This is a genomic window from Duganella guangzhouensis (assembly GCF_009674535.1).
Classification (GTDB): Bacteria; Pseudomonadota; Gammaproteobacteria; order Burkholderiales; family Burkholderiaceae_D; genus Rugamonas; species Rugamonas guangzhouensis.
Genome location: NZ_WKJK01000003.1, coordinates 195,248 through 216,329 on the forward strand (window position 1 = coordinate 195,248; position 21,082 = coordinate 216,329).

Annotated in this window: 12 protein-coding genes; 5 read left to right on the forward strand and 7 right to left on the reverse strand. The window is 62.7% G+C overall.

The features are described from left to right. Positions 1-25 precede the first annotated feature (25 nt). The 5 genes from GJ699_RS06880 to GJ699_RS06900 all read left to right on the forward strand — a co-directional run bounded on the left by GJ699_RS06880 (position 26) and on the right by GJ699_RS06900 (position 4,570). Entirely contained in the window at positions 26-1,051 is a 1,026-nt protein-coding gene (locus GJ699_RS06880) for an acyl-CoA dehydrogenase family protein (protein WP_154374441.1), read from the forward strand. After that, the gene (locus GJ699_RS06885; RefSeq protein WP_195763480.1) at positions 1,039-1,824 is read left to right on the forward strand and encodes a PIG-L deacetylase family protein; all 786 of its coding nucleotides are present in this window, start codon (positions 1,039-1,041) and stop codon (positions 1,822-1,824) included. The genes GJ699_RS06880 and GJ699_RS06885 overlap by 13 nt, the downstream gene beginning before the upstream one ends. Then, complete coding sequence (locus GJ699_RS06890) at positions 1,821-2,414, forward strand: class I SAM-dependent methyltransferase (protein ID WP_154374443.1); 594 nt, start codon at positions 1,821-1,823, stop codon at positions 2,412-2,414. Before GJ699_RS06885 ends, GJ699_RS06890 begins: the two co-directional genes overlap by 4 nt. Next, positions 2,411-3,136, forward strand: coding sequence for a glycosyltransferase family 2 protein (locus GJ699_RS06895; protein WP_154374445.1), 726 nt, complete (start codon positions 2,411-2,413; stop codon positions 3,134-3,136). The genes GJ699_RS06890 and GJ699_RS06895 overlap by 4 nt, the downstream gene beginning before the upstream one ends. Positions 3,137-3,247: 111 nt before the next feature. Further along, positions 3,248-4,570 carry an Nramp family divalent metal transporter gene (locus GJ699_RS06900; protein WP_154374447.1) on the forward strand — a complete coding sequence of 441 codons (1,323 nt, stop codon included), beginning with the start codon at positions 3,248-3,250 and terminating at the stop codon, positions 4,568-4,570. A gap of 27 nt (positions 4,571-4,597) precedes the next feature. Here the strand turns inward: GJ699_RS06900 and GJ699_RS06905 are convergent, their stop codons facing one another. The 7 genes from GJ699_RS06905 to GJ699_RS06935 are packed head-to-tail and all read right to left on the reverse strand — an operon-like array spanning position 4,598 to position 21,082. Then, positions 4,598-6,706, reverse strand: a complete 2,109-nt coding sequence (locus GJ699_RS06905; RefSeq protein ID WP_154374449.1) for a hypothetical protein — start codon at positions 6,704-6,706, stop codon at positions 4,598-4,600. Between the two features lie 5 nt (positions 6,707-6,711). Next, complete coding sequence (locus GJ699_RS06910; protein WP_229261980.1) at positions 6,712-7,389, reverse strand: eCIS core domain-containing protein; 678 nt, start codon at positions 7,387-7,389, stop codon at positions 6,712-6,714. A 22-nt stretch (positions 7,390-7,411) separates the two neighbouring features. Continuing rightward, complete coding sequence (locus GJ699_RS06915) at positions 7,412-10,696, reverse strand: G protein-coupled receptor family protein (protein WP_154374451.1); 3,285 nt, start codon at positions 10,694-10,696, stop codon at positions 7,412-7,414. Then, positions 10,693-12,039 carry an ATP-binding protein gene (locus GJ699_RS06920; protein WP_229261981.1) on the reverse strand — a complete coding sequence of 449 codons (1,347 nt, stop codon included), beginning with the start codon at positions 12,037-12,039 and terminating at the stop codon, positions 10,693-10,695. Before GJ699_RS06920 ends, GJ699_RS06915 begins: the two co-directional genes overlap by 4 nt. A gap of 4 nt (positions 12,040-12,043) precedes the next feature. Further along, positions 12,044-18,319 (reverse strand): contractile injection system tape measure protein, encoded by a 6,276-nt coding sequence (locus tag GJ699_RS06925; RefSeq protein WP_154374458.1) that lies wholly within the window; start codon positions 18,317-18,319, stop codon positions 12,044-12,046. Continuing rightward, positions 18,319-20,787: a baseplate wedge protein gene (locus GJ699_RS06930; RefSeq protein ID WP_154374460.1), complete on the reverse strand. Its 2,469-nt coding sequence runs from the start codon at positions 20,785-20,787 to the stop codon at positions 18,319-18,321. Before GJ699_RS06930 ends, GJ699_RS06925 begins: the two co-directional genes overlap by 1 nt. Further along, positions 20,777-21,082 carry a hypothetical protein gene (locus GJ699_RS06935; protein WP_154374462.1) on the reverse strand — a complete coding sequence of 102 codons (306 nt, stop codon included), beginning with the start codon at positions 21,080-21,082 and terminating at the stop codon, positions 20,777-20,779. The genes GJ699_RS06930 and GJ699_RS06935 overlap by 11 nt, the downstream gene beginning before the upstream one ends.

Below are 21,082 nucleotides of genomic sequence, written 5' to 3' on the forward strand. Positions count from 1 at the left end.
ATACCAACCTATCTTATTCTCTGCCATGGAAATCGCCCGCCTTCCCTACGCGTCCGCCGACAGCCTCAGTCAGGCACTGGCCCGGCTGGAGCCACAGCAGACGCCCGGCCAGCAACTCGCCAGCCTGATCTCCGCCGGCCAAGACCAGTTATCCCTGCCCGGCCATGGCGCCACGCTGCAGCGCTGGCAATGCCTGGCGTTGGCCGCCTGTCATGACCTCAGCCTGGCCAAGCTGTACGAAGGCCACACCGACGCCTTGGCGATCCTGGCCGAACTGAATGGTCCGCAGCGCCCCGGCGCCGCGTGGGGCGTGTGGTGTGCCGAGCCACCCGATGCCGTCGTGGTGTTGCACCAGCACGGCGATCGCTACACCATCTCCGGCCGCAAGCCATGGTGCTCGGGCGCGGCGGAACTAAGCCAGGCACTGGTTAGCTGCCAGGACGCCGACGGCCAGCGCCGCCTGGTGGCGGTGGCGCTGCGCGCCCCCGGCGTCACCATCACCGGCGACGGCTGGCACGCGGTGGGCATGGCCGCCACCGCCAGCGTTGACGTACTGTTTGACGACGCAGCGGCGATACCGGTCGGCGCCCCCGGCGCTTATTTAAGCCGGCCCGGATTCTGGCATGGCGGCGCCGGAATCGCCGCCTGCTGGTATGGCGCCGCGCAGATGCTGGCCGGGTATCTGCATCAAGCGGCGCGGAGCCAGTTGACGCCAGACCCGCACCGCCTGGCGCACCTGGGCGAGGTCGATGCGGCGCTGGCCGCCGCCGCCGCGCTGCTGCGCGCCACCGCCGCCACCATCGACCGCGCACCGGGCGCCTACGCCGGCCGCAGCGCCATGCGCGCGCGCCTAGGTGTGGAAGCCGCCGCCACCGCCGTGCTGCATCACACCACCCGAGCGCTGGGCGCCGGTCCGCTATGCCGCGACGCGCGCTTCGCGAGGCTGGCCGCAGACCTGCCGGTATTCCTGCGCCAGAGCCACGCGCAGCGCGACCTCGCCACACTCGGCAATCTGCTGACACAACAGGAGGAAGCCCCATGGGCGTTATGAACGAACCCGCCGCGCCGCCGCCCCGCATCGAAGGGCACGGCACGCCGGCAGCCGACTGGCTGTCCTGGGGCGGTCTGGATGAACTGCCCACCACCACCGCCGCCGAACTGGTGCCACCTGGCCGCCGCGCCGTAATCGTCGCGCCGCATCCGGACGATGAAGTGCTGGCCTGCGGCGGTCTGCTGCAGCAATTGCACGCGCAGCGCACCCGCACCGTGCTGCTGGCGGTGACCAATGGCGCCGCCAGCCATCCCGGTTCCACGCTGCTGACGCCCACCGATCTGGCCCGCTTGCGGCCGCGCGAGACCGAGGCCGCATTGGCGGCGCTGGGCCTGAGCGGCACCGCCGCGCCGCAAGTACTGCGCGCCCATCTCGACGATGGCCGCGTCCAGGCCGGCCTGGAGCAGTTGCACAATCTGCTGCTGCAACTGCTGCGCCCCGACGACGTGGTGTTCGTCACCTGGCGCCAGGATGGCCACCCGGACCATGAAGCCTGCGGGTTGGCCGCATCGCTGGCGGCACGCGCCTGCCGGGCCACGCTGGTGGAAATGCCGGTGTGGGGCTGGCACTGGGCGGCGCCGGGCGATGGCCGCGTGCCATGGCAGCGTGCGCGCCGGCTTGAACTCGGCGCCGACCAGTTGCAGCGAAAACGCCGTGCCGTCGCCTGTTTCCAGACCCAATTGCAGGAAGACCCGAGCACCGGCCAGGCGGCGGTACTGGGGCCGCACGTGTTGGCCCGCTTGCTGCGGCCCTATGAAATCTACTTCGCATGAGGCCCCACTTCCAGCAGCTGTATCAGCACGATGACGACCCGTGGCAGGTGCGCCAGCGTTGGTATGAGCGGCGCAAGCGCGAGCTGCTGCTGGCGGCCCTGCCGGCGTCGCGCTACCGCCACGTCTACGAGCCGGCCTGCGGCAACGGCGAATTGACCGCCGCGCTGGCCGGCCGCGCCGACCGCGTGAGCGCCAGCGATGGTTCCCCGGCGGCGGTGCGGCTGGCGCAGCAACGGGTGGATGGCATGGCGCACGTCACGGTGCAGTGCCAACAACTGCCAGGCGATTGGCCGGATCAGACCTTTGACCTGATCATCGTCAGTGAACTGGCCTATTACTTCAGCGAGCCGGCACTGCTTGAGCTGCGCGACCGTTGCCGCGACACCCTGACCATCGACGGCACACTGGTACTCTGCCACTGGCGCCGGCCGTTCCCGGACCGTCTTCTGGAGACCAAGTTCATTCACGACAGCTTCGACGCCTGCCCGGAGCTGCACCGCGTCGTCCATCACGCCGAAGCGGACTTCCTGCTAGACGTGTGGTCGCGCAATCCGCGCTCAGTGGCACAACAAGAAGGAATCAGCACATGATCGGCATCGTCATCCCCGCCCACAACGAACAGCGTTACCTCGACGACTGCCTACTGGCCGCCCAGGCGGCGACCGTGCACCCGGAGCTCGGTGGCGAGCCGGTACGCATCGTGGTGGCGCTGGACAGTTGCAGCGACCGCTCGCAGGAGATTGTGCTCCGCCACGCGGAGCGCGCCGCGCCGGGCTGCGTCATCGATCACGTCAGCGTGGATGTCCGCAATGTCGGTGTCGCCCGCGCCGCCGGCAGCCGCCACCTGCTGCGGCATGGCGCGCGCTGGCTGGCTTTCACCGACGCCGACACCCGCGTGGCGCCGGACTGGCTGGCGGCCCAGTTGCGCCTGAAGGTGGACGTGGTGTGCGGCACGGTCGCGGTCAACGATTGGTCGCCACACCGCGAAGACACCGAACGACTGCGCGGCTACTTTCACCACCACTACAACGACGCCGACGGCCATCGCCATATCCACGGCGCCAATCTGGGCGTCTCGGCGGCGGCCTACCTGCGCGCCGGTGGCTTCGAGGCGCGGATCTGCGGCGAGGACGTGGCGCTGGTCGCCGCGCTGGAACGCACCGGCGCCCGTTTCGCCTGGAGCGCCGCACCCCGTGTATTCACCAGCGCGCGCCGCGACGCCAAAGCACGCGGCGGCTTTGGCGACACGCTGCTACGCTATGCGGCAAGCGCCAGAGCGGAATCCGCGATCGCCGGCGCGGCACGAATCTAGCGACCGCCACGCGAAAATATCGTACCATTGCGATTCAGGACGTAGCCAGCCATCGCCGCCACGCATTTTGTCATTCACGCACACGGCCATGGCGGCCGAAAAGGAGTCCTCATGACGCCGCCCGTCAGCGGCAGCACGCTGGAGCCCAAGGCCGGCACCCACGGCCAGCGCAGTGTCGCGGTACGCGCCAGCGGTCCCTGGTGGCGGCGCTTTCTCAGCTTCGCCGGCCCCGGCTATCTCGTGGCGGTCGGCTATATGGACCCGGGCAACTGGGCCACCGACCTGGCCGGCGGCGCCAGCTACGGCTATGCGCTACTGTGGATTATCGGCCTGTCCAGCTGCATGGCGATGCTGTTGCAGATCCTGTCGGCGCGGCTCGGCATCGTGGCGCAGGCCGATCTGGCGCAGCTATGCCGCATGCATTCGTCGCGCCGTTCCGCGATGGCGCAATGGCTGCTGTGCGAGCTGGCCATCTGCGCCTGTGATCTGGCCGAAGTGATCGGCACCGCCATCGCGCTCAAGCTGCTGTTCGGGATCCCGCTGGTGTACGGCGTGGTGCTGACCGCGCTGGACGTGTTTGCCATCCTGTGGTTGCAGCAGCGCGGCTTCCGCTATCTGGAAGCGTTCGTGATGGCGCTGCTGGGCATTGTGTTCCTGTGCTTTGCAGTCAACCTGGCGTTGGCGCAGCCGGAATGGCGGGCGGTGGCCGAGGGCTTCATCCCCACGACCCAGACCGTGACCGATCCGGGCATGTTGTACCTCGCGATCGGCATCATCGGCGCCACCGTCATGCCGCACAATCTGTATCTGCATTCCTCCACCGTGCAAACGCGATGCTTCCACACCAGCGCCGGCGGCAAGCGCAAGGCGATCGCGTTTGCATCAGCGGACATAGTGCTGGCGCTGGGCTTGGCCTTCCTGGTCAACGCCGCGATTCTGATTACCTCGGCGGCGGTGTTCCATACCAGCGGCCATGCGGGCGTGGCGGATCTGGAGGAAGCGTACAAGCTGCTTGGACCGCTGACCGGCACCGCGCTGGCCAGCATCCTGTTTGGCGTGGCGTTGTTGTCGGCCGGGCTGAGTTCCTCGGTGACGGCCACGCTGGCCGGGCAGATCGTAATGGAAGGTTTCGTCCAGCTCAAGCTGCCGCCGTGGGCACGGCGCATGGTGACGCGCGCGGTGGCCATCGTACCGGCGCTGGTGGTGACGCTGCTATACGGCGACCACGCCATCACCGGCCTGCTACTACTGAGTCAGGTGATCCTGAGCCTGCAACTGCCATTCGCCATGTGGCCGCTGATACGCTACTCCAGCGACCGCCACATCATGGGCAAATTCGCCACCCCACGCCCGGTGGCGGCGCTAGCCTGGTGCATGATGGCCACCATCGTCACGTTAAACATTATTCTGATCACCAAGGCGGTTCTGACTTAGCACAGCATGATATTTTGGACGGTTTCGTTATTTCTTGCTTGACTTGGATTTCGCGACGCTGTTCATCGCCTGACGGACCTGATTTTCTCGGTCAGACGGTTCTAGCGCAGCCCAGCCAGAAGCATACTTGGCTGGTGGCAGGTATGTATAAATGTCATGTTCCGCCACCCCTTTTATCGTCTTTTTCAATCTTGTATAGATGGCCTTCACGTCCGATTGAAAGAAATTGGTGGCGTCGATAGTTTTTTCCTTCGACTCTTTCGCCGTCCCCTTTTGTACTTTGCTCATGGCCTTCGCAGCCTTGGCCTTGATAGCAGATTGTATCTGGCGCTTCTCATCCGCCAGCTTTTTCTCCCGTTCGCTGCGGTCCTCAATCCCATACATGGCCTGGCAATTCTCACAGGTTTTGATGTGCGTATAGCTACTAGCCTCATGGCGCGAAAGCGGAAAAACATCATCGGTTTCGACAGACAGTTTAGCCTTGCGGGCGGAAGTGATTGGAATACATTCCGCGCAGTTCAGAGGATCGCGCAAGTCATCCGTCATCGACCCTCCGATGACGGATGACTTAACCGCATCCAGCGCACTCGCTGTCGATGTACCTTTAATCAACTCGTGCCGATGTGCGAGTGCAGGTCCATGCTGATTCGCGTTATGCCCGAGATAGATTTGCTGTGCTGATGACTTGCCCTTTCCGAGCACACCCGAGATCGTCGTTGGAGGAACCTGACCGCTCCGCCCGAGCTTTGGCGGTGCATTATCCGATGTAGCGTCAAGGGAAAAGGCTTTCGATATCTCGTTAGCATACGTCTTAGCAACTTGGCTCGCGCTGGTAAACGGCTTGCTGGCATGCCGCTCGTTGAAAATTCTCTCCAACACATGCGTCAGCACCACAGCCAGCTGAATCCGATTATGGTTGACGCTTATAGTTTTAAGCTCATGGAAATTCTTCTGGCCGAATTGGCTTAAGACTGTTTGAGCTGTCGACGAGTCGCCGATCAACTGGAAGCCGTAAGCGATTTTTGCGCCCAGTAGTTGCGTATCAGCACCCTTGGGCAATTCCGCAATCTGATCCTTCAAGTCATTCAGGTAAGCACGCATAGTGTCAAGTGGCGTACTCGACGAACTCGAGGTGCTGCCGACGCCAGCTTGATCGGTGGTGGACTCCAAGTTCTTCGTGCTCACACCTGATTTAAACACCGGACCTGTTCCACCGCTGTTTGAATTCGTATTCGATGAGCTACTGCTGGACTGTGCTTTGAGTTCTTTTTGATTGGCGTAGAAGTCCAGGTCTGCCGCCTGTTTGCTATTGTCGATTAATCCGGTAGCAGCGATTTTCCCCATTAGGAGAGCTCCAAATCCCGTGTAGGAAAGAGTTTCCTTAGCATCAATTACATGAGCGATAGTTTTTTTGATTTCTTCCGGACTTTCATCCTCGGCATAGTGTTGCATCAGGATGTTGCGCGCATAGAGGACAAACGCACTATCCGCATTATGCTTATTCTGCGCGCCGCTGATTTGACCATTGCTGATTTTCATCAGAGCATCAACCGCATGGACACCGCAACTACCGTCATGGACTGTGCTGACCGTATATTCGGTCTCGTCTTCATTTGTCACACGGAGATCCCAATGATCGCCCCCCGTGTTAAGCAGCTTCACATTTCCAGGTGGATTGTTGCCCGTCAATTTTTGGTAAAGTATGAGGATATCGCTTTCGCTAATATGCGAATGTGGGTCAGCGATATCATCTTTGTACGCTTGCACCCAGTCCGGAGGAATCTTTTCGGCATCGGTATACGTCTCCAGTCCCTTGATCACACGCTGCACCACAGCACCGCCGTTTAATGCCGGCGCAACCGCTGGCACTGCGCCGTGCCCTTGTACTTTGGCCTCACCACCAAAGAGCCCTTTCATATCATGGCGCTGCGCCACCATCCGCGGACTGTTGTGAATAGCATTGTTTAGGGCCAGTTGCTGCAACGCACGCGGGCTGTTATTCATCATCTCGGCCAATTTACGTTGCGCCACCGCCTCGGGCCGGTTGTCCGTAAGAGCCTGCGTTTGTGCGACTCTCTTCAAGGTGTCCGTTTGGCCGGCATCACAGTCATGTTTTGCTAAAAGCGGCGCTTGCATGTCGACTACTCCTGCTCGCCAGCCTTGAGCTGGGTCTGGCCCAGGCTCATGGCTTTGGCGCCCATCACGTCGGCTTCGGATTCCAGGCCGGGGTCGTCGTTGACTGGCGTGGATTCCTTCATCTGCGTGGTCGGCTGCACGCGGCCCTGGGCTTGCTGAACCACGTGCCAGGCTTCGTGCGGCAGGTGCTGTTCCTGGCCCGGCGCGACGTGAATGTCGCTGCCTTGCGCGTAGGCGTGCGCGTTCAGCTGCGCTGGCCGGTCCGAGTTGTAGTGGACGCTGACATGGTCCATGCTCATGCCGGACATGCTCTCGATGCCGCTCTTCAGCTGCGGCGGCAGGCCGCCATTGTCCTTGCGCTGCACGGTGAATTTGCCTTGCAGTAGCTCTTCATCCTCAGCGCGCTGCGCGGTCTCGAATTTCCCTTGCAGCAGTTCCTCGTCCTCCATCAGCTGCGCGCCTTCGAATTTGCCCTGCAACAGCTCCTCATCCTCGGCCAACTGTGCCGGTGCGCCGCCGCCAGCCATCATATTGGCGCGCTCCATCAACTGCGCCGCCTGAGCCGAGTTGCTGGCCATGTCCTGATAATGCGAACGCACGCCCGCTTCGCGTTTTTGTGCCGGGCTCGCGGTGGCGCTAGCCATGCGGCGGTCGTCCGCCGGCCGGGTCGATCGAACTTTCATATCTATATCCTCCTGAAGTGAACTACGTTATCGAGATAGAACGGACTTCCTTGCCATCTGTAATCCAGTGTTCGCTGCTGGCGCCGCCATACACAATATGCACCACCAGTTGCCCTTCCGCCAGCCTGGATTCGACTTCCCGCGCCGCGTCGGCATCGGCGATCGTCAAGGCCAGCAGTTCGCCGCCCGCATCCACCTTCTTGCCCAACAGCGGCATGCTCTTCCACTGCACCTTGGTGTCGGTCGCCAGCACCGAATCCAGCGCCGCCTTCACATCGGCAAACGGATGGTTGTCGAACATGATTTCGACGTTTTTGATGATGGCGTAACCGCTGCCGTTGTTGCGGATAACCCACTCGAAGCCATGCTCGCTGGCCTCGGTGCGCCATACCAGGATCGGTAAGCCGCCGTCATGCCGCACCAGCGTGCCGCGCTGGCGCATCGGCACCCGGCGCCGCTGCCGCAGATAGATATAGCCGGCGATCAGGATCGCCATGCAGAACACCGCCATCATGAAGAACGGCAGGTTGCCGGACGATAGCCGCGCCAGCAGCGGGTCGTACAGCAGCAGCATGGTGAACACCAGCAGCGCCGGAATGGCTACCAACAACAGCACATACAGGAAGTATTTCTTGATGAAGTTCTGCGCGCCGCAGAAACGGAAGAACAACACCACCACCGTGAAGATAATCGCCAGCAGCACCGCCAGTATCACGCGCAAGGTCCAACGCTGCACGCAGGCGAAACTTTCCAGCGGGCCTGGCAATTTGATTTCCTCGGTAGGATCGGAGTAGTTGCGCGCCAGGCAAATATTCAGCTGCTTCGATTGCAGGCAAGACAGCGAGGGGTCTTGCACCGGCTGCGCCAGATTATCAAAGTCGGGTGCCCACAGCCCCACGCCGCCAAAACTGTCACGCGCATAAACAATGTCGTCCTCCAGTTGCTGCCAGTTGCGGTTATCGAAATGCAGCACCGGCAACAGGCTGCGCAGGAAGTCGGCGCGGTCCGAGCCATGCAGCGCGGAATCGCGCTCGATACTGGCGCGCAGCGCCTTCTTGGCATCCGAGCTGGGTTCGTTCAGCAGTACCAGGATGAACTCGTCGTTCTCCGGTCCGCCCGGGCGGCTCGGCTCGGTGGCCGAGCGTTTCTTGCGCAGCGTAATCAGGTTGGCCAGCCCGAATGCGCCCGGCCCGCCATTCCGCCCCGCCATCAACACGTTTTGCGCCACCAGGATATTCAAGCCCAGTCCTTCATCGTCCAGCTGGGTGCGCAGCGCCAGGAAGAAGGTGTTGAATTCCGAGGTCGCCTCGGCGTCGTCCGGATAGTTGGGGAAGTACAGCGTGACGCCATCGCCGCGCCGTGGCTGCTCCAACCCCAGTGTGCTGTAGCCCTTCAGCTTGGAGACGGTATCGCTCATCGGCGTGGTCAGCAGCGCCATGATGTTGGCGCGGATTTTGGCAAACACCGCCTTGCGGCTCTGCGCCGAGAACGATTTCCAGTCGCCGTCCCAATCGTTTTTCTGGATCACCCAGTCGACCTTGGAATTGTATTGGTGTGCGACACGCACAAACGCGGTTTCCGCGCTACCGACATCGGTCACATCGAAATTGTCCGCCCCCAGCATGAAGTTGCCGACATTGTCCACCGCCAGCGCCTGGAAAGCCACCCGGTTCAGCGCGCGGAAATTAATCGACTGCACCTGTTCCTTCTTTTCCCAATAGGGATAAAAACCGTAGGTGATGCGCGGCAGGTCGTCCAGCGCGCAACCGCATTTTCCGCCCTTGATCTGGATGGTCGGGATGGTGTCCGGCATCCGCTTGCGCGCCAGGTTTTCAATCGCCACGCCCAGATAAGTGAGATAAATATTCGCCACCAGCTCCTTGCTTTGCTTGTCGGTGGCGTCATCGCACAGCTCGGCCTTGGCACGCAGCGCATTGATCTGCTGGAACGCATCGTCCCAACCTTTGACCAGATGGTTGGTGCCATCCACCGAGTGCGGATGCAGCACTTGCAGCTGCTTCTCCAGCGCCGCCGTGTCGTCGTCGGAAATCCGCAAGTTGGAAACGTAGGGATTGTTGGTCGGCGCATTCAACTTGCACATGCCGATGCCGAAGTCGATCTTGGATATCGCCGCACTACGGAAGATACTCAGCTCGGCATAACTCACATCCTGCATCTGCTCCAGCATGCGCACCACCTGCGCCGGCATGCCGGCGTTCAGCACATTGTCCTTGAGCTGGTTATGAATGGTATCCAGCGACTGCTCGTCAAGGTGGAAATTGTCGAACACGCGGGTGCCCTTGGCCAGCAGGGCGATCTCTTCCTCGGTGATTTTCAGCGTGCCGTCATTGGTGCGGTCGGCAATATAGCTGTCGTAGGCATCCTGGCTAGGCAGATAGACCGTGCCCAGCTCGCGCAACTGGTCCATGGTGGCGGGCTCCAGGGTGTTGCTCTTTTCCAGCTTGTCCAGCGTGGTGCTGTTGATCAAAAAACCGTAGAAACCGCGCGTATTCGACTTCACCACCGGCCACAGCGACTTCAGCAACTCCTCGCGGTTGCCCAGCGTATGCAGCAGGCCCACTTTCATTTCTTCCTGCGAGCGGAAATGCTTGTCCTTCAGCGTCATCAGCTTTTGCGCCAGTTGATCCTTGCCTTGCAACAGTTCCAGATCATCCTTGCGCAACACGTAGCTGAAATAGCCGTTGCTGTCGGTGCTGGTGTCGGTCGGGCGCGGCGCCGTAACGCGGCTGGCGCGGAAACGGTTGACCAGCTCCAGCAGCTCGGCCTCCGCCGCGCGCTGGCGGGCTCCATAATCCTTGGCCTTGACGGCGGCCGGCTGTTCCTCGTCCCAGTCCTCGAACTCCGGTCCCAGCAGCACGCCCAGCTCGGTCGGATGCGCGCTGCCGAAGGCGGCAACCCGCGCCACATGGGCCGGCAAGGCTTGGGCATAGCCGGCATCGGTGACAATCTTGAAGTTGAAGCCGTAACGCTGTAGCCAGGACAGGGTGATGCGGCCTACGATGCCGTCATTCAGCGGCTGCTCCTTCATCGCGTAATCGCTCTGCCAGTCCGGCAGCTGCTTGTAGATGTCTTTCAGCTGCTGCTGCAATTGCAGCACCGTGGCCTTGCCCAAGCCGTCGAAGTCCGATTGCTTGATGTTGCGGTTATAACCGACCAGGGTGTAGCTGCGCACCACCGGCTTCGCGGCCAGCACTGGCTCGGCCGCAAACGCGCCGACCGGCATCCCGAGGCAGATCGCCAGCATGCCAAGCGTTTTCAGGCGATGTAATTGGCTAAAGTGTTTCACAATGTCTTCCCATCCTTCATTAATTCTTTGCCGATGCCGGCAATCAGATCGTCCTGCACGAGGTGTTCGCGGCCGTTCATCACGGCACGGATGGCCGCATAGCGGGCCACATTGAGCAAGGCGCCGCCGGCCAGCTCGTACTTCTCCGCAATCGCCTGGAAATCGACGTCGCTGCCCAAGCGCTCCGGCTGGGTGAACAAGCCCTGCCATAGCCGCTGCCGCTGTTCGGCGTCCGGCATGGCGAAATACACTTCGCTCTGAAACCGGCGCGCAAACGCCTGGTCGATATTGGCCTTGAGGTTGGTGGCCAGGATCACCACGCCGGGAAAATCCTCGACCCGCTGCAACAGGTAGGAGATTTCCTGGTTGGCGTGGCGGTCATTCGAATTGCTGGTCTGGGTACGCTTGCCGAACAGCGAATCGGCCTCGTCGAAGAACAAGATCCAGTTCTTGTTCTGCGCCTGGTCGAACACATTGGCCAGGTTTTTCTCGGTTTCACCGATGTATTTGGACACGATCATCGACAAGTCGATACGGTAGACATCGGCGCCGACCGCCTTGCCGATCAGGCTGGCCGTCAGCGTCTTTCCGGTACCCGGCGGGCCGTAGAACAGGCTGCGGTAGCCGGGCTTGACCGATTTCTCCAGCCCCCAGGCGCGCAGAATGTGCTGCGGCTGACGCAGCCAGGTGACGATGTGTTCGACCTCATCCATCACTTCCGGGTTGAGCACCAGGTCTGTCCAGTCCAGCTTGGTCTGCATCAGCTTGGCGGGGAAGCTGGCGCTGAAATCGGGCTTGTGGACTTCGCCGTCGGACAGCCGTTGCAAATATTCGTTGCTGAGGATGAGCGCGGAGCCGAACATCGGCTCGCCGCTGGCCTCATGCTCGAACTTGAGCATGCCGCTGCGGGTGAAGTAGTGGTCGTCCTTGAACAGCTGGCTGACCTTGAAGCGCAGGCCGATGTCGGCGCCGGCCAGCAGGAAGGCGGCGGTTTCGCAGGTCGGCAGGAAGCCGGAGTGCAGCTTGCCGCGCCAGCCGCCGATTTCGCTGTAGCCGCGTCCCAACGCGGCGTTTTGCAGCAGGAACATGTCCAGCACCTGCGGCCGCAGGTGGGGCATGAAGGCCAGCATCAGCACCAGACGCTCGGCAAAGCCCATGTTGTATTCGCGTGCCAGTTGGGCGTAGGGACAGTCGCGCTCGGACAAGTCCGGTGGCGGACACAGGCGCGCGAGATCGACGCCGCCATGATCGGCCTTGAAATAGGCTTCGAAACGGGCGTCGCACACCTGCATGAACCAGGCGACTTCAGTTTCGAGACTAGCGGCGATGTTATTGTTTTTCATGGTGCTAGCGCCAGGTGACATTCAATGGATGCGGCATCCACGGGAACTTGATCATGGAGAAGCTCCACGGCAGGCGGTCGAGCAGCATGTCGAAGGTGGCTTGCGGGATCTTCAGGTGCCAGGCGTCGTTGTCGAAATACAGCTGGCCTTCGCGCCGCAGGAAAGTCTGGCGCAGGCCGCCGACCGAGGTCTTGCCAAGTGCGCTCCAGTGGGCGATCACGCCTTTCAGCATTTGTTCGATGGTGTCTTTTTCCTTATCGGTGATGTCGATGCCGGCGGCGATCGGTTCGCCACCATGGATGCCGCAGAACAGCTTGTTCAGCACCAGCTGGTATTCCGGCGTGCTGGTCTGGCCGGTGACGGCGTATTGCAGCAGGTGCACCGCGCGCTGGGCTTCCTGCTCGCTTTTGAAGCGGCCGCTTTCGGTCAGTTCGAGGATGCTGAACAGGCGCTGCATATAGGTGGCGATGATGACCATGCCAGCGTTGAGCACACTGGACTCGCCGGCATAGACGTCGTCCTGCGCTTCGGCCTGGTGCGTGGTGGCGCCATCTCGAAGCTCAGGCGGACCGGCTTGCTCGGCCAGCGCGGGCGGCGCAGTGAGCGGCATCATCAGCGCTTGCATGATGGCGGCGGGCTGGGACGCTGGGCCTGCTTGACCGGTTGCGCCTGTTGACGCTGCGCTCACCGGCTGCGGCACGCTGGCCTTCGGTGCCGTCGTCTGCACCAGGGTGCGGATAAACTCCGCTAGCGTAACCGGATCGGCGGCCACAAACGCGGCCTCGTAAATGCTGCGCCACAGGGCACTGTTTTGCATCGCCGGGATGTTGGCGATGTCCAGCTGCGAGGAAATGGCGCGCAGCGCAATGGGCAGCTGTGCCGCCAGTTCCGGCGCCAGACGCGCCAACAGTTGCGCCATGACCGGACCCGATGTGTATTCGGCCAGCCGGGCGATCGTGGCTGGCTGCGCCAGTGCGCTCTCCAGCGCGCCACTCAACAGCGTCTGCGGTGCACTGAGGATGCGCTGCAGCTGTAATTCCACTGCCAGTTGTTCCAGCTTGTCGGGCTGGCCGGTACGCATCAGCAAAATGGCGAGCGTGGTTTCACTGGCCGCCGAGGCTGGCGATGGCGGCGTGGCGGCCAACTGAGCTTGAAGAGCTTCGTCGATCAACTCTGGATAAGTCTGGCATAGCTCCATGGTCAGCATGGTGTGCAATGCCGGCTGGCTGTGGCTGTCCGCATCGTACGCGCGCACAGCGGCCAGGTATTTTTCGCCAAAGAGCGAGCGCTTGAGTGCCGGGCTTGCCGGCAAGATCGCATGCCACGCGTGGGCGGCTTGTTGCTGCTCGGGCTGGTTGGGCTGGTTGGGCGATAGACTGTCGAGCAACAGCGGCAGCCAGTTGGCATCCTGCCCTTCCATCGCCTGCTGGAAGCCGAAGCTGATCACGCGCTGCTGGAATTGCTGCAGCGTCAGTGGGGCCGGCAGCACGGCGTTGCACTCCACCGCGTGATCCAGGATAGGCAACAACACTTGGGCGACGGCGGGCGACAAAGCTTGCAGCAGCCCACGCAGCATGTCGGCGCTGGAATTGGCGATCAACGCATCACGCGATTGCGGACGACGCAGGTAGCGCTGGGCGGCGGCACGCAGCAGATCGGGGTGGGCGCGTGCCAGTTCGGCCCACACGCCCTTCAGCGGCGTGAGATCGGCCTGCAGGAATGCATCTGCCAGTCGTCCAGGCAATACGCGTAACAACGCTGGCGGTAGTCCTGATTTCTCGGCCGGCTCGACGCGTGGCTGTGCCGCGTCCGGCATCGCTGACGCCTCGACTTGTGCTTCCCTCGCTGATAACGGCCAAGCCGATGGGGCCGCCATCACCAGCAAGTCCAGATCCACTGCCCGGCCATCCAGTATTCCTTGCAAAATCGTGCTGAAGTACGCATGTGCATCAGCGGCCTGTAACGCTCGGTCCTCAATCGCCAACAGGAACAACGATGGCTCGGCCGTCGCATCTTGCGTGATCCAGGCCCGTACCAGCTGGTGCAACTGGGCGGCATTCAGGTTGCGCAGCGCCGCATCCTCTGCCCTATGCTGCTCGATAAAGTTTCTGATTGCTTGTTGCGATTTGAGGGTGGTGATGGGGTCCATTGCCGCCGGTCTGTCGCTCGCGATCATGGCGCGGTTGGCTTGGGCTGCCAGCGCGTCCAGATCCAGTGGATTGTCGGCACGCAGCGCGGTCAGTACTTCTCGCATAAAGAGTTCAGGCAATTCAACTTGGGCGCAGCGGGTTTCTATCGCTTGCAACATCAGGCTGCAATCTTGATTGACCAGGCGGGGGTCGTGCATCAGCCACCAGTTGAGCCACTGTTTGAGGTCGGCCAGCGACAGGGACAGGCTGGCCAGCTCCAGTTTGTGTCGCTGCCAGTCGCGGAACAGGGCGAGCGCAGGGGCGATCGCGAACGCGCTTGGCTCGGCGCCAATTGCGGCCGCGGCTCCGGCTGCTGCTACGGCTACGACTGGCGGGGCGGCGACTGCTTCCGGCGTACCTGCGTCGCGCGTAGCTGCGTCAGGCGCGGCTACGTCGAGCGCGGCTGCATCAGGCGCGACTGCGTCACGCGTAGCTGCGTCGGGCGTAGCTGCGTCGCGCGTGCCTGCATCGGGCGCGACTGCGTCACGCGTAGCTGCGTCGCGCGTGGCTGTGTCACGCGTAGCTGTGTCACGCGTAGCTGCGTCGCGCGTGGCTGCGTCGCGGGGGGCTGCGACAGCGGCGGTAATTGCGTCGGGTGAAGCTGCTGCAGCGATCGCGGTAGCGGTTGCTGCGATGGCAGTGATTGCGTCTGGCGTGGCTACGGTTACGGCGCTAGTCGCGGTGGTGGCTGCGGCTTTGGTGTCGATCCTTGCGCGGGGCTCGGCTCTTACGTCGGCTGAGGCGATGGCTGCGTTGCCGGTTGCAACTGGAGCCGCAGCCGCTGGCTCGCCTGAGGCTGCGACCACAGCCTCGTTTTGCGCTGACGCCTCATGTGCGTCCCTCCCCTGCTCCTGGCGCAAACCGGCGACGCGCGCGGGTAACAGCACTGACAGCGAGCCTTGCTCTGCTGGACTCAATACCTCCTTCAGCAATACGAGGTGCTGACGTCGCACGTCTGCAGACAATCGGTTCCATACAGCGTTGAATCCGGCATGATGCGCTTCGGTGATGCTCGGCCATAGGCGCTTAATGCTGGCTGCGTCACCATTTTGCAAGGCCAGATAGAACAAGTTGACCGCACTGCCGGCAAGCGGGCCTTCGCTGGTGCGCTTGGCGATGAGCTCTGTCAGCAGCGCATGCTCTGATGCGCTGAGTTCACTCTGACTGCGTTCAAGATTGCGCTGCCGGGCTGGTGCTGATAAACGGTGCCACAACGTTGCGAATTCGTTTCGGTAGCTGGCGGCGATCTCGGGCAACAGTGGCTTCAGGCTGGCGATGTCGGACGTTAGCAGAATGTGCGTGAGCTGACGCTTGATGCTTGGTCGGCTTGAACGGGCCGCGTCGGACTGCTTGGAGTCGCTGGCGGCGGGAGGAGGTGAATTGTCTGATTGGAAGCCATGCGCTTCCAGAGGCGCGTTGGTGGCGGCACTCGCTGCCAAGCGGTTTGATGCCTCGGGTGTGGGCGGCATGGACGAAGATGGTCGATCGTCGCCACCAGTGGGTGATGCGACAGAGTTCGCGCCTGCGGCTGCATTGGTGACATCATTGCGCGGTTCGGCACCGGGTTGGTCGACGAAAGGACGGACGCCTCGGCGTGCTACCGCCGCGATGGTTTCCTTGGAGAGGCCCGCACGCGGGACTTCTGATGCTGATGTAACGTCCTTCGGCTGGTTGCTGCCGATGTGCTGATTGCCGATACCTGCATACAATGTGCCGTCCGAACCTGCGGAGTTGTCAGCTTGCGCAAGACCGCTTGATGATACGACGGCGGCGGTTTGTGCTGGCGTGTCTCCGCGAGCAGGAATGCTTGGCTCTGCAGAGCTGTCAGAGCGAGCGGAGTCGCTGGAGCCCACCAGAACGTTCGGCTGAGTGGAATTGGTGGCGGCTGTCAGGCTGTCTGAGTGACCTGAGTTGCTGGAAGCCGCCTGGTGATTGGTGGGACCAGAATTACCGGGCACTGTCTTGCTTTCAAGGCGATCAGTGACGCCGGGTGATGCTTGGTCGTCCGAGCGAGCATTGGTCTTTGCTTGCGCTTGATTACCGGGGTGAACTGAGGCTTGGGCTTTCGCCGGATCGTCAGGCTGATCAAGCATGCCGGGTTGCGTGAGAGCTGAACTTGCGATCGCATCTACTTGGGCGGAGTTCTCTTGGCGAGCAATGCTGCTGGACGCTTCCGGGCCGTCAAGGCGCGCAGCAGCGTTCTTCGTTGCCGAGCCGTCGAGATACTTAGACGTCGCGGCGCGTTCAGCGTTGTCCAGGTGTGCCGCAGTGTCGTGTTGTACCTGGTTGCTTTGTTTTGTCGACGTGCGCGCCTGGATCGGATTGTCACGGTGAACGGGTGCGCCGATCGATGCTGGATCGTCTTCGTGCGTTGAGGCGCCGGCTTCTGTCTGATCCGCCGAACGAGCAGAGATGCTGCCATGAGTCGCGTCGCCTAATCGAGCGGATATATTAGTCAGCGCTAAATCATCAGGGTGAGCCGGGGCGCTGACCTGTGCTGAACCGCTTGCGCGACCGAGCACGCTGGCTTGCGCTGCGCCGCTTGTGCTGGCAGACGCGCTGGGCTGCGCCGGGCCGCTTTGGCTGCCCGACGCGCCAGTCTTCGCTGGATCGTTTACCCGACCGAGCACGTTCGTTTGCGCGATGCCGCTTGGGTTGACCAGAGCGCTGCTCTGCGCTAGGCCGCTTTGGCTGGCCGAGACGCTCGTCTGCGCTGCGGCACTTGGGCCGGCCGAGGCACTGGACTGCGACGCGGCACTTGGGCTAGCTAAGGCACTGGCCTGCGCTGTGGCGATTGGGCTGGCTGAGGCACTGGCCTGCGCTGTGGCGATTGGGCTGGCTGAGGCGCTGGTCTGTGCTACGGCGCTTGGGCTGGCCCAGGCACTGGCCTGCGCTGTGGCACTTGGGCTGGCTGAGGCACTGGCCTGCGCTGTGGCGATTGGGCTGGCTGAGGCGCTGGTCTGTGCTACGGCGCTTGGGCTGGCCCAGGCACTGGCCTGCGCTGTGGCACTTGGGCTGGCCGGGGCGCTCGTCTGCGCTGTGGCGATTGGGCTGGCTGAGGCGCTGGTCTGCGCTGAGGCGCTTGGGCTGGCTGAGGCGTCGGTCTGCGCTGGCCGGCTTGGATTGGCTGGGGGCCGGGGTTGTGCGGTGTTACTTGGGTTGGCGTGCGGGCGGGCCGGTGCGGGCTCGGTTGGACCGGCGGTGGCACTGATTTGTGCTGGTTCGCTTGGCCGCTCGGCGGAGGTGGCGGCTACTGGGCCGGTGGCGGCTTCGGGTAACAGGCGCCCGGCTTTTGCCATCTCGGCCTTCTGCAGGGCTTGGGCGAGTTGTTGCGCGCCGCTGGGCAGTGGCGGGTGCTTGCGGGCGTCTCGGCTCGCTTGGGCGACGGCGTGGCTGTCGCCGCCCACTGCTTGCGCAGTCGATGCGGCTGGCAGGTGCGCAGGCTCAGCGGCAGACAAGCCAGCATCAGCGCCCCCTGGCGATTCGCCGCGCAGGACCGATAGCCAATAAGCCTCCACCTCGGCACTCCCGGCACGCAGGCGCGGCGGCGGCGGACGGCTGCTATGCACCAACTCCGCCACCTCCGCCAACAACTCCGCATCAAACTGCCGCACAAGACGCAACAACATCTTTCTGTCCTGCACAACGGTTTTCAGCACCGCCCGCCCGCCCGCCCCCCCCAGCACCTTGCGCAACAATTCCTGATGCGCCACGCGTGGATCGGCCGAAACCACCCAGGCCAACCGACCGCTGCGCAAGAAACCCAGCAACAAATCGCCCACCTCGGGCTCGCGCTTAACCGCAGCAACCGGCGTCCCGCCCGCCAGCTCCGCAGCACCATCCAACGCCGACGACAACTGCGCAAACAGCCGCCGCGCCAACACTTCCTCGGCCTCGTCTTGGTCCACACTACCCAGATCCAGCTCCAGCCGCTCGATACGGCGACGGCCAGGCTGACGCGCCAACACCTCGTCCACCACCGGCAGCAGCACCGCGCGCAGCCATTCAGCCAGCGCATCGCCGCTCATCGCGCTCCCCTCGTAGGCGACATCAAAGGTCAGACCATGGATCAGATTAGGCGTCTGCATCATCACATCCAATGCCGGTTAGTATGGTAAGCATCAACTTTGCCCAGAAACTCGATCAACTGACTGCCGGCCACATCCAGCCCAGCCGCATCGCCACCCGCAGCCTGCAACTCCAGCCAACGCCGGTAACGCAGCTCAAACTGCGCCAGAAACGCAAAGTCCAGCCAATAAAACGTCGGCAGAATATGCGCCGGCAAATGCTGCGAAATCACCTCCTCCACCCACGCCCGGCAGCCCGGATCGCGGAACCGCGCCGTAAACGACGGCAACACCACGCTCACCCGGTGCGCATAGAACTCCTCGCCGACCTCCCGCCCCGCCGCATCGCCGCGCGGCCGCAACAGCACATGCTCCAGCAGATGAAAGCCCTCGGACGACTTGTTCAGCTCGATCAGCAACTCACGCAGCCGGTGCGCGCTATCGGCCAGCGCCTCATTGGCCACCCGCAGCACCGGCCAGCAACGCTCATCATCCAGATTCACGCACAACCAGCCATGGCCATCGTCGCCAGCCAGCACGCGGTAGTTTTCCTTGTGTATCCCGGCCAGCATCAGCGACGGACTGAGCGCGCCATGCGGCAGCGTCGCCTCCGGCGTGCCCGGCGTCGGCGCGGCGGTCCAGGCCAGCGCCGTGGTGTGGTCGAAGGCCACCTGCTGCTCCAGCTTGTCCTGATAACGCTTGTCGCTGATGAACTGCACCGTGTCGTTATGCACCGCCTGTACCAGCGAACGACCCACCATCCGCTCACTGCTGCCGCACAGCAGCTGCACCCGATGCTGCATCGGCGCGTAGTTCTCGCCTTCCCAGTAAGCTGCCTGCACATTCATGCCCTGCCCGCGCCGCGCGCTCAGCTCGCACAGATGACGCAGCAGGCGAATCTTGCAATCGATCAGATGCCGGCCGAAATCGCCGGCGTGGTACACGTCGTAACGCTTCAGCGCGTCGGCCGGAAACACTTCGCCATACAGCGCCAGCATGCTGTCCAGTACCCGGTTGCGGCGGTCGGTAAACACGTCCTGTTCCATCAGCACCGCGTCAACATCGGCCGGACCGATGTCGCGGTGATACAGAATCTCCAGATTCGGCACCTCGGTGTCGCTCAGGTACTGGGCGAAGTAGGTCCGGTCCAGCGTCGCGTCGGCCGAATACAGCCGCTTGATGCCCTGCAGCGAGGCCAGATAATTGGCCATGATTTGTTCAAACGGATACAGATACGCCTTCAGCTGGCGCGCCCGCGCATGCACCTCGGGCGGATCGGACTTCGGCACGCCGTAATGGTTGATGCCGTAAATCGCCGGCGTATGCTCGCCCACCGACGAATACTCATCCAGCGCGCGATAGGTGCCGTGCGGCAGCTTGAGCAGCCGCCGCAGTTGGCCGTCATTGTTGCGGAACGCATCGTATTCGAATTCCAGCTTGCGCAGATACAGCGCCACCTGTTCATGGAACTGCACCGCGCGCCGGCCCGGCATGCGCGGATCGTCATCCTGCGATCCCACCGGCAACTGGCCGGCGCTCTTGCCGTGCACCAGACGCAAGGACTGGGTCGCGCCCGGTTCGCCGGGATAAGCCAGCACCGGACACAAATCGCCGGACGGTTCCAACCGGATCTCGCTATGCTCCACCTGGTCCTGATCCAGCAGGCACAGCCGCTTGACCTGGCGCACGCCGGGAATATGCCGCACCAGCGTAATCAGCTTGATGACGTCGATCTCGTAGTTCGATTGCGTGAAATGGCCGTCCGCGATGTAGCCGTGCTGGGTCAGCGGCCCTTCCAGCATCTGCTCCCAGCTCATACCCTGCGCCAGCGCTTCCTCGAAGCGCACGATCTGGCCACCCGACGACACCAGCTTGGCGCAACGAAAATAGATGTCGGCGTAAATTTCCGCCGCCGGCCGGCTGTCATCGATATCGATTTCGCCGGACAGCGCATACATCTGGGCCCGCACGATGCAGACCTCGGACACATCGCGCCCCAACGGCCGGTGCTCGGCCAGCAAGGCCAGCACGCGATGGCGCAATTCCTCGCACTCGCCGCGATTGCCATCGTTGAACAGTGATTCATGCGGCTTGATGAATACCTTGCTCAGGCCGGGTGCACCATTCGGACGTATCCACACATCGTCCACCTCAGGCAGCGTATCGTAGATCAGCTTGCAAAAATCGATGTCCGTCACCGGCTGACTGGGGAAAATTTCCTGCGGCGGGAACAGCGCCTGCTCTTCGAAATCAATGGCGCCATTCGGCCCGGTGAGGAAATCGGCCACCTCGAAATCGGTGCGGTAGACCAGATCGGTCAAGCCGTAGGACAGCAGTTCCAGCAAGGTCACGCCCGGATCATGCAGGTTATAGTCGGTCCACTGTGCGCTCGACAAATCCTGCAGCAAAGCGACACCCTTGCGCCGCAGGCCGTCGAAATCGAGGCCGTCCGGGTCGCTCAGGTAACGCTTGATGTGATCCTCAGTCTTCACTCAGTTCCATCTCCAGCGCGCGGTTGCGCCACGCCTCGATCTGCGCATGCAAGCTGTGCAGCAGCCGCTGCACGCGGTTGAAGGGCAACTCGCCCAGCACCTCCAGCACCAGCCGCAGCTCGGCGTGGGTCAGCTCAAACGCCACCTGTTCCGGATCGGCGCCGGCGGCCTGCTGGTGCAGCTTTCCGATCAGTTCATACACTTGCTTGAACGGGCGTTCCGCCAATCCCTGCAGGATCAGGTCGCCCTGCGCCAGCGTCATCCGCAGGCTGATGCCATGTTTGGTCTCGCACAT

What these genes read in the sequence shown, in the direction of transcription:
- GJ699_RS06880 (WP_154374441.1), top strand. Translation starts at nt 26, where the DNA reads ATGGAAATCGCCCGCCTTCCCTACGCGTCCGCCGACAGCCTCAGTCAG.
- GJ699_RS06885 (WP_195763480.1), top strand. Translation starts at nt 1,039, where the DNA reads ATGGGCGTTATGAACGAACCCGCCGCGCCGCCGCCCCGCATCGAAGGG.
- GJ699_RS06890 (WP_154374443.1), top strand. Translation starts at nt 1,821, where the DNA reads ATGAGGCCCCACTTCCAGCAGCTGTATCAGCACGATGACGACCCGTGG.
- GJ699_RS06895 (WP_154374445.1), top strand. Translation starts at nt 2,411, where the DNA reads ATGATCGGCATCGTCATCCCCGCCCACAACGAACAGCGTTACCTCGAC.
- GJ699_RS06900 (WP_154374447.1), top strand. Translation starts at nt 3,248, where the DNA reads ATGACGCCGCCCGTCAGCGGCAGCACGCTGGAGCCCAAGGCCGGCACC.
- GJ699_RS06905 (WP_154374449.1), bottom strand. Translation starts at nt 6,706, where the DNA reads ATGCAAGCGCCGCTTTTAGCAAAACATGACTGTGATGCCGGCCAAACG.
- GJ699_RS06910 (WP_229261980.1), bottom strand. Translation starts at nt 7,389, where the DNA reads ATGAAAGTTCGATCGACCCGGCCGGCGGACGACCGCCGCATGGCTAGC.
- GJ699_RS06920 (WP_229261981.1), bottom strand. Translation starts at nt 12,039, where the DNA reads ATGAAAAACAATAACATCGCCGCTAGTCTCGAAACTGAAGTCGCCTGG.
- GJ699_RS06925 (WP_154374458.1), bottom strand. Translation starts at nt 18,319, where the DNA reads ATGATGCAGACGCCTAATCTGATCCATGGTCTGACCTTTGATGTCGCC.
- GJ699_RS06935 (WP_154374462.1), bottom strand. Translation starts at nt 21,082, where the DNA reads ATGTGCGAGACCAAACATGGCATCAGCCTGCGGATGACGCTGGCGCAG.